21 protein-coding genes are annotated in these 21,244 nt (G+C 65.1%); 14 read left to right on the top strand and 7 right to left on the bottom strand.

All coding sequences use genetic code 11. The annotated features are described in order from the left end of the window. Positions 1-618, bottom strand: coding sequence for a J domain-containing protein (locus RLQ26_06240; GenBank protein MEQ9088323.1), 618 nt, complete (start codon positions 616-618; stop codon positions 1-3). 191 nt (positions 619-809) lie between these two features. On the opposite strand from RLQ26_06240, the gene RLQ26_06235 reads away from it, so the two are divergent. Together RLQ26_06235 and RLQ26_06230 are read left to right on the top strand one after the other, a co-directional pair. Continuing rightward, positions 810-1,085 carry a BolA family transcriptional regulator gene (locus tag RLQ26_06235; GenBank protein MEQ9088322.1) on the top strand — a complete coding sequence of 92 codons (276 nt, stop codon included), beginning with the start codon at positions 810-812 and terminating at the stop codon, positions 1,083-1,085. Positions 1,086-1,277: 192 nt separating this feature from the next. After that, the gene (locus tag RLQ26_06230) at positions 1,278-1,664 is read left to right on the top strand and encodes a ribbon-helix-helix domain-containing protein (GenBank protein MEQ9088321.1); all 387 of its coding nucleotides are present in this window, start codon (positions 1,278-1,280) and stop codon (positions 1,662-1,664) included. A gap of 18 nt (positions 1,665-1,682) precedes the next feature. On the opposite strand, the gene RLQ26_06225 is transcribed toward RLQ26_06230, so the two are convergent. Genes RLQ26_06225 through RLQ26_06215 form a run of 3 tightly spaced genes read right to left on the bottom strand, consistent with a single transcriptional unit; the run spans position 1,683 to position 4,745 of the window. Continuing rightward, complete coding sequence (locus RLQ26_06225) at positions 1,683-2,984, bottom strand: HlyC/CorC family transporter (GenBank protein ID MEQ9088320.1); 1,302 nt, start codon at positions 2,982-2,984, stop codon at positions 1,683-1,685. 26 nt (positions 2,985-3,010) lie between these two features. Then, a complete protein-coding gene (aroB, locus tag RLQ26_06220; GenBank protein MEQ9088319.1) occupies positions 3,011-4,141 on the bottom strand; it encodes a 3-dehydroquinate synthase in 1,131 nt (376 codons plus the stop codon). A gap of 52 nt (positions 4,142-4,193) precedes the next feature. Further along, positions 4,194-4,745, bottom strand: a complete 552-nt coding sequence (locus tag RLQ26_06215) for a shikimate kinase (GenBank protein ID MEQ9088318.1) — start codon at positions 4,743-4,745, stop codon at positions 4,194-4,196. A 189-nt stretch (positions 4,746-4,934) separates the two neighbouring features. Here RLQ26_06215 and RLQ26_06210 point away from each other — a divergent pair, with 189 nt between their 5' ends. From RLQ26_06210 to RLQ26_06190, 5 genes are all read left to right on the top strand, one after another. Beyond that, entirely contained in the window at positions 4,935-5,075 is a 141-nt protein-coding gene (locus RLQ26_06210) for a hypothetical protein (GenBank protein ID MEQ9088317.1), read from the top strand. Next, complete coding sequence (locus RLQ26_06205; protein MEQ9088316.1) at positions 5,056-6,966, top strand: hypothetical protein; 1,911 nt, start codon at positions 5,056-5,058, stop codon at positions 6,964-6,966. Before RLQ26_06210 ends, RLQ26_06205 begins: the two co-directional genes overlap by 20 nt. A 51-nt stretch (positions 6,967-7,017) precedes the next feature. Beyond that, on the top strand, positions 7,018-7,974 hold the full coding sequence (xerD, locus tag RLQ26_06200; GenBank protein ID MEQ9088315.1) for a site-specific tyrosine recombinase XerD: 957 nt from the start codon (positions 7,018-7,020) through the stop codon (positions 7,972-7,974). Between the two features lie 190 nt (positions 7,975-8,164). Continuing rightward, the gene (locus tag RLQ26_06195; GenBank protein ID MEQ9088314.1) at positions 8,165-9,142 is read left to right on the top strand and encodes a CoA ester lyase; all 978 of its coding nucleotides are present in this window, start codon (positions 8,165-8,167) and stop codon (positions 9,140-9,142) included. A gap of 108 nt (positions 9,143-9,250) precedes the next feature. Next, positions 9,251-10,207 (top strand): acetyl-CoA carboxylase carboxyltransferase subunit alpha, encoded by a 957-nt coding sequence (locus RLQ26_06190; GenBank protein ID MEQ9088313.1) that lies wholly within the window; start codon positions 9,251-9,253, stop codon positions 10,205-10,207. 451 nt (positions 10,208-10,658) lie between these two features. Here RLQ26_06190 and secA read toward each other — a convergent pair whose 3' ends face one another. Then, positions 10,659-13,403, bottom strand: a complete 2,745-nt coding sequence (secA, locus tag RLQ26_06185) for a preprotein translocase subunit SecA (protein MEQ9088312.1) — start codon at positions 13,401-13,403, stop codon at positions 10,659-10,661. Between the two features lie 283 nt (positions 13,404-13,686). Here secA and argJ point away from each other — a divergent pair, with 283 nt between their 5' ends. Together argJ and mutT are read left to right on the top strand one after the other, a co-directional pair. After that, positions 13,687-14,916, top strand: a complete 1,230-nt coding sequence (gene argJ / locus RLQ26_06180) for a bifunctional glutamate N-acetyltransferase/amino-acid acetyltransferase ArgJ (protein ID MEQ9088311.1) — start codon at positions 13,687-13,689, stop codon at positions 14,914-14,916. 8 nt (positions 14,917-14,924) lie between these two features. Beyond that, positions 14,925-15,326, top strand: coding sequence for an 8-oxo-dGTP diphosphatase MutT (gene mutT, locus RLQ26_06175; GenBank protein MEQ9088310.1), 402 nt, complete (start codon positions 14,925-14,927; stop codon positions 15,324-15,326). Here mutT and RLQ26_06170 read toward each other — a convergent pair. After that, the gene (locus RLQ26_06170) at positions 15,323-16,282 is read right to left on the bottom strand and encodes a methyltransferase domain-containing protein (protein MEQ9088309.1); all 960 of its coding nucleotides are present in this window, start codon (positions 16,280-16,282) and stop codon (positions 15,323-15,325) included. The two genes, mutT and RLQ26_06170, sit on opposite strands and share 4 nt — an antisense overlap. A gap of 58 nt (positions 16,283-16,340) precedes the next feature. On the opposite strand from RLQ26_06170, the gene RLQ26_06165 reads away from it, so the two are divergent. From RLQ26_06165 to RLQ26_06150, 4 genes are all read left to right on the top strand, one after another. Beyond that, positions 16,341-17,117 carry a ComF family protein gene (locus tag RLQ26_06165; protein MEQ9088308.1) on the top strand — a complete coding sequence of 259 codons (777 nt, stop codon included), beginning with the start codon at positions 16,341-16,343 and terminating at the stop codon, positions 17,115-17,117. A 94-nt stretch (positions 17,118-17,211) separates the two neighbouring features. Next, entirely contained in the window at positions 17,212-17,472 is a 261-nt protein-coding gene (gene grxC, locus RLQ26_06160) for a glutaredoxin 3 (GenBank protein ID MEQ9088307.1), read from the top strand. After that, a complete protein-coding gene (locus RLQ26_06155) occupies positions 17,472-18,302 on the top strand; it encodes a carbon-nitrogen hydrolase family protein (protein MEQ9088306.1) in 831 nt (276 codons plus the stop codon). Before grxC ends, RLQ26_06155 begins: the two co-directional genes overlap by 1 nt. A 122-nt stretch (positions 18,303-18,424) precedes the next feature. Next, positions 18,425-18,904 (top strand): DUF1178 family protein, encoded by a 480-nt coding sequence (locus RLQ26_06150; protein MEQ9088305.1) that lies wholly within the window; start codon positions 18,425-18,427, stop codon positions 18,902-18,904. A gap of 19 nt (positions 18,905-18,923) precedes the next feature. Here the strand turns inward: RLQ26_06150 and ubiG are convergent, their stop codons facing one another. Continuing rightward, on the bottom strand, positions 18,924-19,715 hold the full coding sequence (ubiG, locus tag RLQ26_06145; GenBank protein MEQ9088304.1) for a bifunctional 2-polyprenyl-6-hydroxyphenol methylase/3-demethylubiquinol 3-O-methyltransferase UbiG: 792 nt from the start codon (positions 19,713-19,715) through the stop codon (positions 18,924-18,926). A 296-nt stretch (positions 19,716-20,011) separates the two neighbouring features. On the opposite strand from ubiG, the gene RLQ26_06140 reads away from it, so the two are divergent. Continuing rightward, entirely contained in the window at positions 20,012-21,232 is a 1,221-nt protein-coding gene (locus tag RLQ26_06140; GenBank protein ID MEQ9088303.1) for an aspartate kinase, read from the top strand. The last annotated feature ends 12 nt before the right edge of the window (positions 21,233-21,244 follow it).

Below are 21,244 nucleotides of genomic sequence, written 5' to 3'. Positions count from 1 at the left end.
TCAGGCGGTGAAGCCGGCCCGGAGCAGGCTGTAGGCCTGATTGATTTCTTTCAGGCGTTCCTCGGCCATCCGATCCCCGCCATTGGCGTCCGGATGGTGCTTCTTCACGAGTTCCTTATAGCGTGTTTTCACATGGGCCGCGTCGGCAGTGGCGCTGATCCCCAGTACTTTACGGGCATGGCGCAGGGCCGGATCGCTGTTTCCGTCGCCGCTTTCGCCGCGTGCCTGGCCCCGTTCGGCCCGCGCGCCCAGATCGGCGCCGACCCCGAGATCGAATGGATCATGCCAGGTGAAACTCCCGCGCGGCCCGAAACCATGAGCCTGACCGCCGGGCGCGGCCGAGGATTGCGCCCCACCAGCGGCTTCCCGAGCCCGGCTTGCCGCCATCCGCATGCCGAGCGGCCAGGTCGGACGCTGCCCCAGGATATCGGCCCGCGTCGCGGCCTCCACCTCCTCGAGAGACATGCCGGCGTAATAATTCCAACTCTGGTTGTATTCCCGCACATGCTCGAGGCAGAACCAGAAATACTCGTTCAGGTGCTGCCGATCGCGTGGCGCGCGGTATTCGCCAAAAGCCGCGCAATCGGGACGGTCACACGGCCGGGTTCCGGTCGCCATCGCCTTAGGTGAGTCTGGGGTCGGGATACGTGCCTTGGCCATTTTATGAGTATGGGGAGACGCCCGGGCAATGACAAGCCGGGGGCTTTGCCATAGACTTCTCGAAATCCCCGGAAACCCGGGAAAATTCACCAGGTTTGGCGCCGGCGTTCCGGGGCCGCCCGCCGGGAAATTGCGCAGGGAAATTCACCGTGACAGTTGCCAGCCGGATCCGGGAGAAGCTTGAAGCCGCTTTCGAGCCAGGCCATCTCGAGATCACAGACGAATCCCACCTTCACGCCGGCCATGCCGGCGCGCGGCCCGAAGGCGAAACCCATTTTCGCATCGCCATGTCGTCGACCGCTTTTGGTGGCCAGTCGCGGGTGGCAAACCAGCGCGCCGTATATGCGGTTCTCGCCGACGAGCTGGCAGGCCCCGTCCACGCGCTGTCGCTCGACCTGCGGGCGATCCCCGAGGCGACCCGATAGGGGCCGTCGAGCCCGGGTCGGGGTTCCGGGCCGCGATCATGCTTCTCCATTTCCTCAGGCCGCTGAAAACAACTTTTAATTGTTTTTTAATATATTAAATACAATTATAGGTTGTTTTCAGCATACGGCAAAACACACCCGCAGGGCCTATTGCCGCGGACGGGTGGCGGCAAGCCGGCGGAGGAGCCAGAGATGAGCACCCTGATCAACAGAAATGTCGTGGTCGATGGCCATCGCACCAGCATGCGCCTGGAGCCGGCGATGTGGGCCGGGTTCGAGGAGATTGCCCGACGCGAGCAACTGACCCTGCACCAGCTTTGCGGCCGCATAGACCGGAGCCGTGCCTCCTCGAGCCTCACCGCCGCGGTTCGGGTCTTCATCATGACGTATTTTCGCCGGGCGGCCACGGAAGAGGGCCATCGCCTGGCCGGCCACGGTCCCCACCGGCAACTCGGCGGCGGCTGGCCGATTCTGGCTCGCCCGGCTCCTTTCCAGCCCGCGGCCCCCGCGGTCGCGCCAGTGCCCGAGGATGCGGGCCAGCTACCGGCGGAGCCCCGCCGGGCGGCGGGCGCCGCCTAGGGATTCCGCCCGATCCGCTCAGTCGGCGGCGGGCTCGTCGTCCGCCTGCCTACGTGGTTCCAACAGTTCCGTCAGGCGGAGCGCGGTGATCTGGTTACCGCGCCGGCGCATCACCTCGACCGACAGGCCGTGAAACTCGAAGACCTGGCCGACTTCCGGAATCTGCCGCGCCTCATGCAGCAGCAGGCCGGCGATGGTCGTGGCATCCTCGTCCGGCAGGCTCCATTCGAAATGGCGGTTAAGGTCGCGGAGCGTCGTGCTGCCCAGGACCAGGTAGGACCCGTCCGGCTGCGGGCGAATCTCGGTCTGCGTCGTGTCGTACTCGTCGATAATATCGCCGACGATTTCCTCCAGAATATCCTCGAGCGTCACCACGCCCTCGAAGGCGCCGTATTCGTCCACGACCACGGCAAAATGTTCGCGGCGCTGCCTGAATGCCTCGAGCTGTTTGAACAGGTTGGAGGAATCAGGCACGAACCACGGCTTGCTCGCGAGCTTCGCAATGTCTAGGCCGGTCGTATTACCCTGCCGCGCCCAAACTTCGCCCATCAGTGCTTTCGCGTGCAGTATGCCGATAATGTTGTCGGGTGTGCCGCGGTAGACCGGTATTCGCGTGTGCCGGCTCGAGGCCACCTGGGAAACGATCTTGTCGGCCGGGCCGTCGGCGTCGATCATCACCACATCCGTACGGTGGGTCATGATTTCGCCGACTTCGACCTCTTCGAGGTCGAGAATGTTCTGAAGCATCAACCGTTCGTGCCGGACGATCAGATCCTCGCCACGATGCAGGTCGATCGCGCCGCGAAGCTCCTCCTCGGTAATCGCCCGGACCCGGTCCCGCTCTTCCAGCCCGAGCACCTTGAGAATGCCCAGGACCACGAGGTTGACCGCCCGGCTGAAAGGAGCCAGCAGCCAGACCAGCGGCAGCATCAGGGGCGCGACCAGCCGGGCCAGCCGGTAGGGGCGGCTGAAAGCGACGGTCTTGGGCAGGACTTCGGCAAAGACCAGGAGGGTCAGGGTCATGGCGACGGTTGCTAAGGCCACGCCCTCGGGCCCGTACATCTGCACGAGCAGGTTGGTCGCGAGCGCCGACGCGAGGATATTCACCAGATTATTACCGAGCAGGATCGTCCCGATCAGGCGATCCGGGTTGTCACGCAACCGGTTGACGGTCGCGGCCCGGCTGTCGCCCGATTTTTCCGCCTGGTGCAGGCGGGCACGGGAGGCGGCGGTGAGGGCTGTCTCCGAGCCTGAAAAAAAGCCCGAAAGGACGATCAGGCCGCCGATCGCGGCAAGCGTCCAGAGTATCTCGCTTTCCATTGAGATTTTTCCCGCATTGGAGCCAGTCAGCCCGACAGGCAGTTTTCCAGGGTAGCGCGGAGCGCGTCCTCGCCAACCGCATCCGACAAAAACGCTTCTCCCAGCCGGCGCACAAGGACGAAGGTCACCCGGCCATCCGACGCTTTCTTGTCACGCGTCATGAGCGACATAAGCTGGTCCACCGTCCAGTCGGTGCAATCGACGATCTCGCCCGGCCGGACGGCCATGCCGAGCGCCCTGAAATGCCGGTGCAGCAGATCGGTCTCCCCGGCCGGACAGTGTCCGAGTCGCTCGGAAAGATCGAAAGCGGCCACCAGCCCCATGGCAACCGCCTCGCCATGAAGAATGGAACCGTAGCCCGCGGCGGCTTCGAAGGCGTGGGCGAAGGTGTGGCCGAGATTCAAGAGGCGCCGCTGGCCCGATTCGCGCTCATCGGCCGCAACAATGGCGGCTTTTGCCGCGCAGCTCTTGAGGATGGCCATGCGAGCGCTGTCACGGTCGCCGATATTGAGAATCTGGGCGCCGTTATCCTCGAGCCAGTCAAAGAATGACCGGTCGCCGATGGCAGCGTATTTCACCACCTCCGCGTAGCCTGCCTGCATTTCGCGCCGCGGCAGGCTGTCCAGCGTGGCGAGATCTGAAAGCACCAGAATGGGCTGGTAGAAGCTGCCGATGAGATTCTTGCCGGCCAGGCTGTTGACGCCGGTCTTGCCACCCACGGCACTGTCGACCTGGGCCAGAAGGGTGGTCGGCACCTGAATGAAAGGCACGCCCCGGAGCGCCAGGCTGGCGGTAACTCCGGTAAGATCGCCGACGACCCCCCCGCCCAGCGCGACCAGCGTGGTTTGGCGATCGATCGGAAGGGCCAGAAGGTGTTCGAGCAGCCGACCGAGACCGTCGAACGACTTGCTGGCCTCGCCCGGCGGCACGATCAGATGGTCGGACCGGATACCGGCCCCGGTGAGGCTGGCCTTCAGCGTCTTGAGATAGAGCGGGGCGACGTTCTCGTCGCTGATGATCACGACCCGTGGCCGGGGCAGAAGCGGGGCGATGAACTCCGCCGCGGTTTCAAGCAGGCCCGATCCGACCACGATGTCGTAGCCTCTCGGCCGGGGTGTGTCCCTGAGATCAATGCGCAGGCAGTCTCGATCGGTCATACGCGTGCTGCGTCCTTTTCCCGCGGCGGCGGCGTCGGCCGGTGCGTATCGCTCAACTCGCCTTACTCCGCCGGGCCGCGCCAAGCGCGGATAATATGCGGTTTACCGTATCCTCGGCCGTGCCCTGGTCACTCGCCACCGTGATATCGGCTTTTGCATACACGGGTTCGCGCTCGGCCAAAAGGGCGCGGAGCGTCGCGGCCGGGTCATCCGTCCTGAGGAGTGGCCGGTCGGTCCGCCGACGGAGCCGGCGCACGAGCGCCTCGGGCGCCGCCCTGAGCCAGACAGAGGTGCCGTGCCGGCTGATATTGGCCCGGGTTCTGGGGTCCATGAAGGCCCCGCCGCCGGTTGCCAGAACGTGGGGCGGGCCCTTGAGCAACCGGGCGATCACCCGACGCTCGCCATCGCGAAAGATCTTTTCGCCGTCGATTTCGAAGATGTCGGAAATCGGACACCCCGCCGCCTTTTCGATTTCCTGATCGGCATCGACGAAGGGGACGTCAAGGCGCTTCGCGAGCTTGCGGCCGACCGACGACTTGCCGGTGCCCATCATGCCCACGAGAACGATGGTTCGTTCGATCTGAGGTGACCCTGCCCCGCTCATTGGAAGGCGGAGGCTAGCACAATGCACTCACCCTGTCCTTACGGGCTGTCCTTACGAGTGGTGGCCGATTCCTCCGGCGGGCGGTTGGCCTTTTTGCCGCCAGGGGCTAAAAATGGTTTTATCATTGACCCTTAGCCCGGGCTGCGGGACAACCCGCCTGGTCCGATGTGCCAAGGGAGGAGGCAGATCTTGGGAAAACTTACCGTCAGCGTCGTGGTCCTGGTTCTGATCGTCCTGGTGGGGGGATTCGTGTTCCTGTCCACCTGGGATATTCCGGCGCCCACGCGTCAGGTGGAAAAGACCCTGCCCGATGACCGCTTTCCCGATTAGCGGCGCCGGCCGGCGCAAAGGGGACATTTGGCCCGCCGCCCTCCTGGCGGTCGCGGGTCTGCTGCTGACCGCGCCACCGGTTTTCGGGGCGGATGACGACCCCGTCTCCCTGACCGCGCCGCCGCCCGGTGACGACGCGCAGCCCGGCCCGGCCGAGGCGGCAGACACGCCGGATGAAACCGAAAATAACCCCCCATCCGAAACGGCCGAGCCGTCGGGCGAAGCAACGGACACGGCCGAGGCCGGCGTTTCGGCCCAGCAGCTTGGTGCCATCGACCCCGATTCGGTCGGCCTGCTCTCTGAAGAGGAGGGGGGCTTCGGCGTCGACATGTGGCGGGGCACGGCGCGCGCTCTCGTCCTGCGCCTGGTGCCGCGCGTTCCCGACTCGCTTCAGGCACCTGTCCTGCAGGAGCTGGCCGCCCGGTTGCTCGCCAGCGCCGCCAAGGCCCCTGACGGCGAGGCGTCTGGCGGCGAGGGCCCTGGCGGCGAGGGCCCTGGCGGTGCGCACGGGGCCGGGGGAGACGGGCTTCTCGCCAAGCGTCTCGAACGGCTTGTGGCACTCGGGGAATACGATCTGGCCGAGCGCCTCGCGGCGCTGGTTTCGGGTCCGGCGGCCGAGGGGGAGGTGGCCGAAACAAGATTCGACCTGGCGCTCGTGACCGGTGATCTCGGGCGCGGGTGCGAGCTGGCGGATGTCATGATCCGCCGGGCGCAGACCCCCTTCTGGCAAAGGGCCTTCATTTTCTGCCAGCTTCAGAGGGGCGAACATGCGCCCGCGCAACTCGGCCTGACCGCTCTTATCGAATCGGAGAAGGGGGGCGCACCCGACCCGCTCTTCGTGGCCCTCGCGGACTCGATCCTCCAAGGCCAGCCGGTGCCGGTCGCGGGAATGGGAAGTGCCGCACCTTTGCATCTTGCGATGATGGACTTTGCCGGGATCGGTGTTCCGGCCGACATGGTCCGGGCCGGACACGCGGCCACCTACCGCTTTGCCGCCCTGAACGAGGTGACCAATCTGGAAACCCGGCTTCACGCGGCGGAACTGGCCGTTCTGACGAATGCACTGGCGCCCGGGCGGCTGCGGGAAATCTACGCCTCCGTGCTTTTTACGCGCGAGGAAGTGGCCGACGTTCTGTCCGACATGCCCCGCGGGCCGAAAGGGCGGGCCCTTCTGTATCGCGCGGCGCTGGAACAGAAAATACCTTCGGCCCGTGCCCAGGTCATTCACCGTGCCCTCGAGCGCGCCCATGACGACGGCGTTTATGCGGCTCAGGTGCGGGTCTATCGCGATCTGATCGACAGTATTCCCCCTTCGGCCGGGCTCGCCTGGTTTGGGGCCGAGGCGGCGCGCGCCCTCCTGTTTCTCGGCAATCGGACGCGGGCATTCGACTGGTTCGAGGTGCTGAGCGACGAGGCGGGGAGAGATTCGGCCGCCCGTGAGGGGCTCGTTCGGACCTGGCCCATCGTCCAACTGGCCGACGGGCTTGGCACCTATGCCTGGCAGGATGAAGGGCTCAGCGACTGGTGGCGGGCGACGGACGGGACCATGGCCGCGGCCGGGCGCGACCATCAGGCGGAAACGCTTTTCGCCCTGCTCACCGCGCTGGGCGAGCCGGTGGATCGCGGCTTCTGGTCGCCGCTGATCGACGGCAGCGCGGCCCCGCCCCGCGTGCGGGTGGATGACGGGCTGGAAGCCGGGCTGTCGGCAGCGGCCGACGCTCTGGCGACGGGCGAGGTGGTGCTGCTCAGCCTCGTCGGCCTGGGCAAGCCGCCTGTGGCCGAGGCCGATCCGAATTTTCTTGCCCGTGTCGTGGCGGCCTACAGATTCGTTGGCCTCGAGGAAGAGGCGCGCCGCCTCGCGGTCGAGGCGGTATTGTTACGCGGCCTCTGATCCGGGGCCGCCATCGCGGCCGGAAAACCCGGCGGGTGATACGGAGGCGGAGTGGCCGGCAGTTCGCGTCACATAGAGGTGTTTCTTGAAATGCTCGCCGCCGAGCGCGGGCATGGCCGGAACACGTTGGCGGCATATGGGCGCGATCTTGCCAGGCTGGAAGAGTTTCTCGCCGCCCGCGGGTCCGACGTCGACACTTGCGGTCCCGAAAACCTCCGCCGGTTTATGGCCGGCCTTGCCCGTGCCGGCATGTCGGCCCGGACGAGCGCGCGCTTCCTGTCGACGCTGCGCCAGTTTTTCTCGTTTCTTCAGGCCGACGGGTTTCGTGCCGACAATCCGGCTCAGCACCTCGATAGCCCGCGTCTCGGCAGGCCGCTGCCGAAAATTCTGAGCGAGGACGAAGTCGCCGCCCTGATCGCCGCCGCTTTCACCAAGACCGGGGACGAAGGGTTGCGCCTGCGCGCCCTGATCGAATTGTTATATGCCTCGGGCCTGCGTGTTTCCGAACTCGTCAGCCTGCCCCTCGGGGCGGTCGACCTGGCGCGTCTCGTGGTACGGGTCAAGGGCAAGGGCGGCAAGGAGCGGCTGGTGCCGCTGGGCGAGCCGGCGGCGATGGCACTTCGCGCCTATCTTGAGCGGCGCGCGCGGTTTGTTCCCGGAACAGGCAAGGCATCCAAGGACGCGCCACCGCCACCATCACGTTTTCTGTTTCCCTCCCGCAGCCGGGCAGGACATCTGACGCGTCAGCGCTTCGACCGGCTGCTGCGCGAACTGGCGGCGGAGGCGGGGCTGGCGCCGGGGCGGGTGTCGGCGCATGTGCTGCGCCACGCCTTCGCCACCCACCTCCTGGATCACGGTGCCGATTTGAGAAGCGTCCAGAAACTGCTGGGTCATGCCGATATTGCCACGACCCAGATCTATACCCATGTCGTCTCCGATCGCCTCAAGGCGGCAGTCAGCGATCATCACCCGCTATCGAAATCCGAAAACCGCAGAAATCGCGGCTGAACCCCGGTCTGGGCGGCGGGTGCGGCGTTGACTTTTAAGGCGGCGCTCGGCATGTTGCCCGGGCTTTTCGCGGGAAAAAACGGGCTAAAGCGGCGCTTTCCGCCGGCATCGCCCAAGATGCCGACAACCCGTTCCCGCCCGACCGCACGGTAAACGGGCCGGCAAGGCCCACAGGGACAGACGAGGACCCATGAGCTTCAAACTGATCGAACCCGCCACGCCACGCCTCAATCGCAGTGAACTCGCCGTGCCCGGGAGTCAGCCAAAACTGTTCGAAAAGGCGGCGCAAAGCGACGTCGATGTCATTTTCCTCGATCTCGAGGACGCGGTGGCACCCGACGACAAGGTGCAGGCGCGCAAGAATATCATCGCGGCGCTGAACGATATCGACTGGGGCAACAAGGTCATGTCGGTCCGGATCAACGGACTCGACACGCACTACATGTACCGCGACGTCGTGGACGTGCTGGAACAGGCCAGGGATAAGCTCGACCTGATCATGATCCCCAAGGTGGGCACCGCGTCGGATGTTTACGCGGTGGACATGCTCGTCACTCAGGTCGAGGACGCAATGGGTGCCGGGAAGCGCATCGGGTTCGAGCTGATCATCGAAACCGCGCTCGGCATGCAGAATGTCCACGAGATAGCGGCCGCCAGTCTGCGCAATGAAAGCCTGCATTTCGGCGTCGCCGATTACGCGGCATCGACCAAGGCCAGGACGACCAATATCGGCGGGCCCAACCCGGACTATGCCGTCCTTACAGATCCGGCCGAGAACGGCCACCGCGAGACCCATTGGGGGGACATGTGGCATTACGCCATCGCCCGCATGGTGGTCGCCGCCCGCGCCAATGGGCTGCGCCCGGTGGATGGACCGTTCGGCGATTTTTCCGATGCCGACGGCTACAAGGCACAGGCCAATCGGGCCGCGGTGCTTGGCTGCGAGGGCAAATGGGCCATTCACCCCTCGCAAATCGCGCTGGCCAACGAAGTCTTCAGCCCATCCGAGGCCGAGGTCGCCAAGGCCAAGCGCATCCTGGATGCCATGGCGGAGGCCCAGGCGACCGGCAAGGGGGCCGTGGCGCTCGACGGCCGGTTGATCGATATCGCCTCGATCAAGCAGGCGGAGGTGCTCGTGAAAAAGGCGGAAATGATCGCCCAGGGCTAGAGCGGCGCGCGAACCCCGGGGCTGGACGCCGGCCGCGGGACAGGGCAGGATTCGCCCGCGGGACGGGTCCGGGGCAGGACCGCTGCCGGGCAGGGACCAGAACGACACATGCAGCATTTCCTTGATTTCGAACGGCCGATCGCGGAACTCGAAGCCAAGATCGACGACCTCCGGAATCTGAGCGATGCGGGCGATATCAACATAGCCGAAGAGGTCGCGCGCCTGCAGTCCAAGGCCGAGCGCATTCTCAAGCAGACCTACGGCAAGCTCGCGCCCTGGCAGAAGGTCCAGGTGGCGCGCCACCCCGACCGGCCGCATTTTCTGGATTACGTCGCCGGTCTGTTCACTGATTTCGAGGCGCTGGCGGGCGACCGCAGCTTTGCGGAGGACCGCGCCATCATTGGCGGCCTGGCCCGGTTTCGTGGCCGGACGGTCGTCGTGATCGGGACCGAGAAGGGGCACAATACCCAGGCGCGGGTCGAGCACAATTTCGGCATGGCCCGGCCCGAAGGATACCGCAAGTCTCAGCGCCTGATGCGTCTGGCGGACCGCTTTGGCCTGCCTATCATCACCTTCGTCGATACGCCGGGCGCTTATCCGGGCGTCGGGGCGGAAGAGCGCGGGCAGGCTGAAGCCATCGCCAAATCCATCGAGGTCTGCCTCGGCGTGCGCGTGCCGCTCGTCTCCGTGATTATCGGCGAAGGGGGCTCGGGCGGCGCCATCGCGCTGGCTGCGGCCAATACCGTCGTCATGATGGAGCACGCCATCTATTCCGTGATCTCGCCCGAGGGCTGCGCCTCGATCCTGTGGCGGAGCAGTGAAAAGGCCGAGGAGGCGGCGGTCGCGATGCGGCTGACGGCAGAAGACCTTAAGAAGCTCGGCGTGATCGACGCCATCGTGCCGGAGCCCGTGGGCGGCGCCCATCGCGACAAGAATGAGGCAATCGCGGCAACCGGCGAGGCGATCGACCATGCCCTCAAGCCGCTACTGTCGGTCGAGGGCGGCGCGCTGCGCGTGCGCCGGCGCGACAAGTTCCTGGCCATGGGCCAAAAGGGACTTGGCTAGACGTCCGTGTTCTTCCGACTCAAGCCCGTCTAAATGATCTGAAGGCCACAAAATGGGACCAAGAGCCCTGCTGCAATAAAGGCTAAGGTCGAAGACCACATAAGCGCGGTGCTAAGGCAGCATGTGCGACAGTCCCAAAGTTGGATACCGAGCATCCTCCATTTCGGCGGCTGTCCCTCGTACTCTTCATATCTCTCAGAACATTTCCGACGAAGGCGATTATGGCAAACAGCAAGAGATAGTCCCAGTATCAGGAGCATGATCCCCCACAGTACCACTCTTGCCAGTTCGCGATTGTCCAAGACCTCAGGCAGAATTGATAACAAAGCAAGCGCCCCGCCGCCGTTCATCAGCAGCAGCGCTCTCACCGTGCCCGTGTCAATCTCTGCGCGAATTTCTTTATCTGTTGCCAAAGCACTCGCTCCTTGGACTTCTTCTGCAGAGTTGACGCCTAGGCCAGTTTTCCGTGGCAGTGTTTGTATTTTTTGCCTGATCCGCACGGGCAGGGCGCGTTGCGCGGGACCTTGCCCCAGGTGGCGGGATTGCGCGGGTCCGCATCGACCCCGGCGGGCGGCGCGTTGCGCACGGTTCCGCCCGATTCGCGCGCCGGGCCATTGCCGGCGGCTCTGCCCGCAAGCGCGGGATCTTCGCGCGATTCGGTCACATTGGATGGCTCGTGCGGCAGCGAGTCGGCCGGGTTGGGCCCGCCCACGCGGATTTCCAGATGCGAGAGAACCGAGACCACCTCTTCGCGCAGCCGTGACAGCATGGCGCTGAACATCTTGAAGGCTTCGAACTTGTATTCGTTGAGCGGGTTCTTCTGCCCGTAGGCGCGCAGATTGATGCCTTGGCGCAGGTGATCGAGCTGCAGCAGATGGTCCTTCCAGGTCTGGTCGAGCAACTGGAGAAGGATGCTTTTCTCGGCCGAGCGCATGATCTCCGGCCCGTAGGTGGCGGCCTTTTCGGCCATCTTGCGGTCGCCCGCCTCGATCAGGCGCTCGCGGATTTCCGCCTCGGCGACACCGTCCTCGTCGGCCCAGTCCCGGACCGGCAGGTTCAGGTTGAGCAGGCGCAGACATTCCGCGTGGAGGCCGTCGATATCCCATTCCTCGGGCTGGGACTTGGCCGGAATGCAGCGGGCCACGGTGTCCTCAAGCACCTCGTGGCGCATGTCGCGGATCGTCTCGGCGACGCCTTCCGCCATCATGATGTCGCGGCGCTGCTCGTAGATGACCTTGCGCTGGTCATTCATCACATCGTCGTACTTGAGGAGGTTCTTGCGAATCTCGAAGTTGCGGGCCTCGACCTTCTGCTGTGCCTTCTCGAGCGCCTTGTTGATCCAGGGGTGCGTGATCGCCTCGCCCTCCTCCAGGCCGAGACGCTGGAGCATCCCGTCCATGCGATCCGAGCCGAAGATCCGCATCAGATCATCCTCGAGCGACAGGAAAAACTTGCTTTCACCCGGATCGCCCTGTCGGCCGGAACGGCCGCGAAGCTGGTTGTCGATCCGCCGGCTTTCATGGCGCTCCGTGCCGAGGACGAAAAGCCCGCCCGCGGCCTTGACCCGTTCGCGCTTTTCCGCCACTTCGGCCTCTATTTCGGGCGCGAGCCGCGCCTCTTCCGTGGCGCGTTTTGCGGGATCCGAAATGTCGGAGACCCGTTTCTCGAGAAGTGCCTCAGCGTTACCGCCGAGCTGGATATCGGTGCCGCGGCCGGCCATGTTGGTGGCGATGGTGACCGCGCCCGGCTCACCCGCCTGCACGATGATCTCGGCTTCCTGGACGTGGTAGCGTGCATTCAGCACATTGTGCCTGATCTTGCGCTTTTTGAGCGCGGCCGAGAGCTGTTCGCTTTTCTCGATGCTGACAGTGCCGACAAGGACGGGCTGGTCGCGTTCCTGGCAGGCCGCAATCTGATCGAGGATCGCCTCGGTTTTCTCACCGAGGGTCCGGTAGACCTCGTCGTCATTGTCCACCCGGATCGTCGGCCGGTTGGTTGGTATCGAGACGACGCGAAGGCCGTAAATCTCCTCGAACTCCGCTGCCTCGGTCATGGCCGTGCCGGTCATGCCGGACAGCTTGGGATAAAGGCGGAAATAGTTCTGGAAGGAAATGGAGGCGAGCGTCTGGTTCTCCACCTGAATGGTCACGCCTTCCTTGGCTTCGAGTGCCTGATGCAGCCCCTCGGAGAAACGCCGGCCCTCCATCATGCGGCCGGTAAATTCGTCGATGATGACGATCTTGTCGTCCTTGACGATATAATCCGTGTCCCGCGCATATAGCGTGTGCGCGCGGAGCGCCTGGTTGACGTGATGGACGAGGGAGACGTTCTGCACGTCGTAGAGCGCCCCTTCCTCGATCAGGCCGTGCTCGTTCAGAAGTTCCTCGACCCTCTCCGCCCCGGTCTCGGTAAGTGTGACCGCGCGGTGCTTTTCGTCCTTCTCGAAATCGTCCTCGCCCAGAAGCGGGATCAGCTTGTCCACCTGGGCGTAGAGTGTTGACGAATCTTCGGCCGGCCCGGAAATGATGAGCGGCGTGCGCGCCTCGTCGATCAGGATATTGTCGACCTCGTCCACGATGGCGAAGTTGAAATCGCGCTGCGCCATGTCATCGAGGCGGAACTTCATGTTGTCGCGCAGGTAATCGAAGCCCAGTTCGTTATTGGTCGCGTATGTGATATCGGCCGCATAGGCGGCCTTGCGCTCCGCGTCCGACAGGCCATGTTTGATCACGCCGACCGTCAGCCCGAGAAACCTGTAAATCTCGCCCATCCAGTTGGCATCTCGCTCGGCCAGATAGTCGTTGACCGTGACCACGTGTACGCCGGTCCCCGGAAGTGCATTCAGATAGGCGGCGAGCGTTGCAACGAGCGTCTTGCCCTCGCCCGTCTTCATTTCCGCGATCATGCCCTTGTGAAGCACCATCCCGCCGATGAGCTGGACGTCGTAATGGCGCTGGCCGAGCGTACGGCGGGCCGCTTCGCGCACGGTGGCGAAAGCTTCGGGCAGGATCTCGTCGAGCGGGATACCGTCCGCCAGCCGGGCCCGGAAATCGGCGGTTCGCGCGCGCAATGCCGCGTCGTCGAGGGCCGCCGTCTCGGCCTCGAGTTCATTGATGATCTGCACGGTGCCGCTGAAACTCTTGAGAACGCGCTCGTTGGCGGAGCCGAAGAGCTTTTTGGCGAGCACGTTGAGCATGAAGACTCTCTCGGAATCTGGAATCAGGGCTGAAGCGGGACACCGCGAAACCGCCGGGGATCCCCAAAAATGGCGGCTTGCCGACACTGCCGGGGGAGCCCTTCACATAGGAGGCCCGCCCGGCGCTGTCAATGTCGCAGGAAGATACCGGCCCGGGCCCGGACCGTCCGGAAGCCGCGGAATGGGCGCTCTCCGGCCGGCCGGCCCCGGCCTTTCTTGTACGCGCGGGTGCAATGTGCTTTAAGCCAGCCTCCAAATCCGCTTTTCAACAAGGTGTCAAGCGATGGAGAAATCCCCCCTGGCCCCCGAGGCCTTTCCCAGCCTGCCCGCGATCGCCGGGCTCAGGATCGGTGCGACATCCTGCGGTATTCGCTACCGCGGACGGCGCGATCTGTTCCTGGCTGCGCTGGAAAAGGGCGCCACCGCGGCGGGAGTGTTCACGCGCTCCGCGACGCGGGCGGCGCCTGTGACATGGTGCCAAAAAATCCTGCCACGAGGGCGCATCCGCGCCATTGTCGTCAATGCCGGGACCGCCAATGCGTTTACCGGCAAAGCCGGCATGGAATCGGTCAGGCGCACGGCGGCGGAAGCGGCGCGGGTGCTCGGCTGCGGAGCCCGGGATGTATTCATCGCCTCGACCGGTGTCATCGGCGGCCTGCTGCCTGACGAAAAGATCGTCGCCGCCTTGCCGGAACTGGCCGGCAATCTCGGCGAAAGGGACTGGGAGGCCGCGGCTTCGGCGATCTGCACGACGGATACGTTTCCCAAGGCGGCGACACGAACGGCGGTAATCGATGGCGTCAAGGTGCAGCTTGCGGGGATCGCCAAGGGATCGGGCATGATCGCACCGAACATGGCGACAATGCTGGGGTTTGTGTTCACGGATGCGAAGATTCCGGCCGACGTCCTGCAGGTGGCGCTGAGCCGGGCCAACGCACGCTCCTTTAACTCGATCACGGTGGACAGCGACACGTCGACGAATGATACCGTGCTGCTGGCCGCGACCGGGCAAGGGCCTAAGCACAGGAAAATCGTCAAGGCGAGCGATCGCCACTTCCGGGACTTTCGCGAGAAGCTGGAGGAGCTTCTGGTCGAGCTTGCTCACCTTATCGTGCGCGATGGCGAGGGAGCGACGAAGTTCGTCACCGTCAGTGTGACGGGGGCCGCCAGCGAGGCGGCAGCCCGGCGGCTCGGACTGGCGATCGCCAATTCGCCCCTCGTCAAGACGGCGATCGCCGGGGAAGACGCCAACTGGGGGCGGATCGTGATGGCGATCGGCAAGTCGGGCGAACGGTGCGATCAGAAGAAGCTCAAAATCGCCATCGGTGGCGTGCCGGTGGCGGCGAAGGGTGCGGTCCTGCCGGATTACGATGAAACGCCGGTGGCGCGACACATGAAGTGCCAGGACATCGTGATCGAGGTGGATGCTGGCGTCGGCAATGCCGCGGCGCGGGTCTGGACCTGTGACCTCACGCATCGCTACATCTCCATCAATGCCGATTACCGGAGTTAGGGCGGGCGATGGCCGAGCCCGTCCTGGTGGCCGCAGTCGCGCTGATCGATCCCGACGGTCGGGTGCTGATCGGCAAGCGGCCTGCGGGCAAGGCCATGGCGGGACTATGGGAATTTCCGGGCGGCAAGCTCGCGGCCGGGGAGACGCCCGAGGCGGCACTCATCCGTGAACTCCGGGAAGAGCTCGGCATCGATGTCACCGCGAGTTGCCTCGCGCCCTTCACCTTCGCCTCGCACTCCTATCCGGAATTTCACCTGTTGATGCCGCTTTACGTCTGCCGCGTCTGGGAAGGCCGGCCCCGAGCCCTTGAACACGCGGAAATCGCCTGGGTCTTGCCCCGGGACCTGGCTCGGTACGAAATGCCGCCCGCCGACCGGCCGCTGGTTGCGATGCTACGCGATTTGCTCTAGCCCTCGCCGCCTGTTCCGCCGGGGCCTGGCCGGGTGGGGGCGCCGGTCGGCACTTCATCGGTCCCAAGCGCATCTGCCAGCCGCGTCCGGGCCTGCCCCGGGCGAAGCGGTTTCTGCTGGGAGTCGTGCGGTGCCCAGCCGGTCAGATAGATCGCCTGGAAACTTGCCGGAATGCGGCCGTCGGACAGGCCGAACCGGTCGCGGTAAATCTCGGCCATGCGCAGCACCGTCCCGCGGCGCGAGAAATGGCGACGCATGTCGCGCATGGCATTGGCCTCGCCCATCAGGCGCAGATCGGCCATGAGCGCGAAAGCATCCTCATAGGTAACGGTGATCCGGTCGGCATCCACAACTGGCAGCGCGAAGCCCGCGCGTTGCATGAGCGCGCCTGCATCCGCCGTTTCGACCAAGGGCGAGACCCGGGGGCCCGCGCCTCCCTCCATCTCGATCTCGGCCGCCATCCAGGCGGCGCGCAATTCGTGAAGCGTTTCCCCGCCCCAGAAGGAGGCGAGGAAAAACCCGTCGGGGCGCAGCGCACGGCGAATCTGGGCCAACGTCCCGGGCAGGTCGTTGACCCAGTGAAGGGCGAGGGACGACACGACGAGATCGAAGCTCGCTTCGGCGAAGGGCAGGAGTTCCTCGTCACCCGTCACGACCAGGTCGTCGTTCGGCCGAGCCTGGTGACACCGCCCCCACTCGTGGCTGATATCGAGGGCGACCACGCGGCTCACGCCGCCCCGGTCGCGCAACAGGGCCGACAACGCGCCGGCCCCCGCTCCGAGATCGAGGGCATCGGGAAAGTCGCGGCGCACGTCGCGCAACCGGTCAGTCAGCCGGTCGGCCACCTCGTGATAAAGGGGGGCGGTCGCCCGCGGCTCGCCGGCCAGTCGGCGGGCCTGCCGATCGCGGCGTCGGCGCAGGAGGGGACGGTCGAAAATGACGGGCATCTCGTCCATGCCGAAAGGCGTAGCGCAATTCGTTGACAGTTACCACACGCCTCGCTGAGATGACGCCATGTCCGTCCTCGCCCCCCGCGATCCGGCCACGCCCGACCGCCCGGCCCCGTTCCGGCGCTGGGGGCAGGCGTTGCTGGACCTGTTCGTGCCGCCCCGCTGCCTCGCGTGCGGCGCCGTCGTACATGCGACCGAGGGCGTCTGCCCCCGTTGCTGGCCGGGGCTTGCCTTCATCACCGATCCGGTCTGCGCGGCTTGCGGTCTGCCGCTCGAGTTCGAACTGGGTACGGGTGCCTTGTGCGGTGCCTGTCTGAAGGATCGCCCGGTCTTTGATTCCGCGCGCGCGGTCCTGCTTTACAATGAACTGGGGCGCGACCTGCTGATGCGGTTCAAATATGGCGACCGCACGGACGCCGCCCCCGTCTTCGGTCGCTGGATGGCGCGTGCCGGGGCAGAGCTCCTGGCCCGGGCAGATGTGATCGTGCCGGTGCCGCTCCATCGCGCCCGGCTTCTCGGACGCCGCTATAACCAGGCCGCCTTGCTTGCCCGGGTCATCGGGCGCGAGAGCGGGGTTCCGGTTTGGCCCGACCTGCTCCATCGGACGCGGCGCACCCAGAGTCTCGGCGGCCTCGGGCGCGCGGCGCGGGAAAGGACCGTGCGCGGCGCGTTCGCGCTTAATCCGGATTATCGGGCCCGGCCGATCGATGGCCTGAGAGTGCTCCTGGTGGACGATGTGCTGACCAGCGGCGCCACGGCCAATAGCTGTGCCGCGACGCTGGGCGCGGCCGGGGCGGGCGAGGTCAATGTCCTGACGCTGACCCGTGTCGCGCCGGACTAGGGCGCGGGCCGCCCGTGCGGATGACCGGTGCTTGGAAATATCCGGCGGGCCGGCCATATTTGGAACAGATGAGCCTTTCATGACGGGAGAGACCATGGCCAAGGTCGAAATTTACACGACGCCATTTTGCGGGTTTTGCGCGCGAGCCAAGAGCCTGTTGAAGAAAAAGGGTGTCGAATTCACCGAGTTCGATCTCATGGCGGCGCCCCGGCTGCGCGAGGAAATGATTGCCCGGTCGGGCGGGGCCAGGACGGTGCCGCAGATTTTCATAGACGGTGATCATATCGGTGGATCGGATGAACTGGCCGCGTTGGAGCGGCAGGGCGTCCTCGATTCCAGGCTCGGGCTGGCATAGTGACCGCCTCGGCCCTGCCCAGGGTCACGGTGGCCTGCATCCAGACGAGTTCGGGGCCGGAGCCTCAGGAAAATCTTCGGCAAATCACACCGCTGATCCGCCAGGCGCGCGACCGGGGCGCCAACTTCATCCTCCTGCCTGAAATGGTGGGCTTCATCGAGGCCGGCCGGGACCGCACCCTGGCCCGGGCCGAGCCCGAAGCGCAGAACCATGTGCTGGCGCATTATCGCGATATTGCCCGATCGCTCGATGTCTGGCTCCTCATCGGCTCCCTCGCCGTTCCCGTGGGCGAGGGCCGGTTGGCCAACCGGTCTTTTCTGCTCGATTCCGCGGGCAACATCCAGGCCCATTACGACAAGATCCACATGTTCGACGTGTCCCTGGACGATGGCGAAAGCTATCGCGAATCGGCGACCTACCAGCCCGGGGCAGAATCCGTGGTCGCGCAAACGCCCTGGGGCGCGCTTGGACTGACAGTCTGTTACGATTTGCGCTTTCCCCATCTCTTTCGGCGTCTTGCCCGGGCCGGGGCGGCGATGATCTCCGTCCCGTCAGCCTTCACCCGACCCACCGGACGGGCCCATTGGGAGGTGTTGCTGCGCGCGCGGGCCATTGAAACGGGCTGCTTCATTCTTGCGCCCGCTCAATGCGGCGAACATGCGGGCGGCCGGCAGACTTACGGCCATTCCCTGATCGTCGGGCCCTGGGGAGAAATCCTGGCGGAAGCGGACGAAGCGCCCGGCCTGATCATGGCGGAGATCGATCTTGGCGAGGTCGAGGCGGTGCGCGGGCGCATTCCCGCGCTCACCCATGACCGGTCATTCACCTGATGCCATGCGGCCACGCGGCCGGCCGGGAATTTTAGGTCAATATTATCAATGGCCTGAGCCCGCCTCTTGCGCTTGAGTCAAAAAACGCCATCTTTGCGGCAATCTTTCTTCAGGCAGAGAACATGATCGTCTACACGCTGGTCTGCTCCGAGGAGCATGAATTCGAAATCTGGTTCCGAGACAGCGCCGCCTATGAAGATCAGAAGGCGGCGGGCGATATCGCCTGTCCCGTCTGTGGCGATACGGCGGTGACGAAAGCAATCATGGCCCCCAATGTGAGCTCGAGCCGCAAGCGTGAAAGCCGGATGCCGATGGTGGCCACCGAGGCGGAGTCGCTGCCGCAGGCCGGGGGCGGCCGACCGGACGGCAGCCATCACATGGGGAACCGGGCGGCAATGGAGATGCTTCGCGCGTTCCACAAGCACCTCAAGGAAAACTGTGAGGATGTGGGAGACAGATTCCCCGAGGAAGCGCGCAAGATCCATCACGGCGAATCGGAACAGCGGGGCATTTACGGCGAAGCGACGGACGAGGAAGCGCAGGAGCTGATCGAGGAAGGCATTGCCGTCGGGCGTATTCCCAAGCTCCGTCACGATTCGTGAAGGCCGGCTGCCGGCGTCCCTACGCCGGGCGGGTCGCACACATCACGTAATTCACGCCAGTGTCCCGGCCTGGCCGCCAATCATCGGCGAGCGGAATATAAACCATCCCGGTCAGGTCCTGCACGACCAGTCCGGCCGACTCCAGCCAGTGCCGAAGCTCATTCGGCGTCACGAAGCGATTCCAGTCATGGGTACCGCGGGGCAGCCAGCGCAGGACGTATTCCGCGCCCAGGATGGCAAAGAGAAACGATTTCATCGTGCGGTTGAGCGTGGCGGTCACGACCATGCCGCCAGGGGCCGCGAGCGCCGCGACGGTGTCGATAAAACCGGGCTGGTCGGAGACGTGTTCCAGCACTTCCATATTGAGGACCAGATCGAAGCGGGCACTGGTCTCCCGCAGTGCTTCGGCGCTCGTGTGGCGGTAATCGATGTCGAGGCCGGACGCGTCTGCGTGACGTTTGGCGGCCTCGATATTCTGCTGCCCCGCATCGATCCCCGTGACCCGGGCGCCGAGCCGGGTCAGAGGCTCCGATAGAAGCCCGCCGCCACAGCCGATATCAAGCACCCGAAGCCCTTTGAGCGGCAGTGGCGCCAGCGGGGGGCGCCCGAAATGCCGGGCTGCCTGGTCGCGGATATGGGTCAGGCGTATCGGGTTGAAACGGTGGAGCGGGCGGAATTTGCCGGCCGGATCCCACCAGTCCATCGCCATTTTCTCGAAGCGCGCGACTTCGGCCGCATCCACGGATGCGGCCGTCGGGCCATGATATGCCTCAGCCCCCGGCGGGGTTTCTGTACTATTTTCGCTCGCCATGGTGTTCTCGGTCAGTCCCGTCCTCGGTCCCCGCGCGGTGCCCGTTTCCGGTTCCTGCCCCGCGCTTCCGGGCCCGGCGCGACCCCGCTTTTATCCATGGTACCGCCGGTTTCCGGGGGAAAATCGGTGTTCGGCCGCCCACGCCTCGCTTGCCTCAGGGCCGGCGACTATGTATACGCCCCTCCAGCAGCCCTGCAACCACAGTCTCCAGACCGGCGGCCGGCGATCGGCGCGGACAGGCGGAATACGGGCCCCGTCACGCCGGCAGGGGCCCGATGAAAGTCAGATGCGGATCGATGGCTCGGATCGTCCAGAAATTCGGTGGCACGTCGGTGGCGGATATTCCGCGCATCCAGGCGGCGGCGCGGCGTGTTCAGGCGGAAGTGATGGCCGGCAACAAGGTGGCCGTCGTGGTTTCGGCCATGGCGGGCGCCACCAACCAGCTCGTCGATCTGGTGCGCCAGGCGGCGCCGATGCATGATGCGCGCGAATATGACGTGATCGTCGCCTCGGGGGAGCAGGTGACGGCCGGGCTGATGGCGCTGTCACTCCAGCAACTCGGGATTTCGGCCCGGTCCTGGCTCGGCTGGCAATTACCGATCAGCACCGACAACATTCATGGCAAGGCCCGGATTCTCGGGATTGAGACCTCCGAAATCCTGGCCCGGTGGGAGCAGGATCAGGTTGCCGTCGTCGCCGGGTTTCAGGGATTGGCCGGCGACGGCCGGATCACGACACTGGGGCGCGGCGGGTCGGATACATCAGCCGTGGCGCTTGCGGCGGCGCTTGAGGCCGACCGGTGCGACATTTACACCGATGTGGACGGGGTCTACACGACCGACCCGCGTATCGTCCCGAGGGCGCGCAAGCTCGACAAGGTGACTTATGAGGAAATGCTCGAAATGGCGTCTTTGGGCGCCAAGGTCCTCCAGGCGCGATCGGTCGAGCTGGCCATGCGCCGCCATGTTCGACTGCAGGTCTTGTCGAGCTTCGAGGATTTGCCCGGAACACTGGTCGTAGGCGAGGATGAGATCGTGGAACAGGAAGCCATCACCGGTATCGCGTATACGCGTGACGAGGCCAAGATCACCGTGCGCGGCGTCTCGGACAAGCCAGGCGTCGCCGCCCGGATCTTCGGCCCGCTGACGGATGCGGCAATCAATGTCGATATGATCGTGCAGAACATCGCGGCCGACGGCAGGCGGACCGATATCACCTTCACCGTGCCGCGTTCGGAGCTTGCGACCGCGGTTCGCGCGCTCGAGGATGTGCGCGAGGATCTGGAATATCAGGACCTCGACGGCGATGATCGCGTCGTCAAGATTTCGATCATCGGGGTGGGCATGCGGTCCCACGCCGGTATCGCCCAGAAGATGTTCAGCACGCTGGCTGAAAAAGGCATCAATATTCAGGTCATCTCCACGTCGGAAATCAAGGTGAGCGTCCTTATCGATGAGGCCTATACTGAGCTTGCCATCCGTGCGCTGCATTCGGCCTACGGACTTGACGCCGCCTAACGACATCAGGGT

It is taken from the genome of Alphaproteobacteria bacterium (assembly GCA_040220875.1).
In the GTDB taxonomy this organism is placed as follows: domain Bacteria; phylum Pseudomonadota; class Alphaproteobacteria; order JAVJVX01; family JAVJVX01; genus JAVJVX01.
The sequence above is the reverse complement of the archived record's forward strand: the minus strand, read 5'-3'. Positions and strand labels throughout refer to the sequence as shown.